Source organism: Pseudomonas sp. 2822-15 (assembly GCF_002742515.1).
GTDB classification, from domain to species: Bacteria; Pseudomonadota; Gammaproteobacteria; order Pseudomonadales; family Pseudomonadaceae; genus Aquipseudomonas; species Aquipseudomonas salomonii.
Genome location: NZ_LJRY01000448.1, coordinates 1 through 231 on the forward strand (window position 1 = coordinate 1; position 231 = coordinate 231).

Sequence of the window (231 nt, forward strand, 5' to 3'; positions counted from 1 at the left end):
GTTCAATCGCCCGTTCTATGATCTCAGTCATCTGTTTTATATCCCCCGCAAATCCTTGTGCTACAAAGGTAGCTCCATTTGCAATAGAAGTTGATACAGGATCAACTGGATACTCTTTGTTTCCATCTTTGGTTGTCTTTGTCACAAATCCATGTTCACTACGTGGAGATGTCTGTCCTTTAGTTAAACCGTAAATATTGTTATCCATCACAATATAAGACATATCAATAT

At 37.7% G+C, this 231-nt stretch carries 1 protein-coding gene; it reads right to left on the reverse strand.

Translation table 11 applies throughout. The features are described 5' to 3' along the window. Nucleotides 1–231, reverse strand: a 231-nt coding sequence (locus tag AOA59_RS31780; RefSeq protein ID WP_218212251.1) for a thiamine pyrophosphate-dependent enzyme, incomplete at both ends; no start/stop codon positions are given.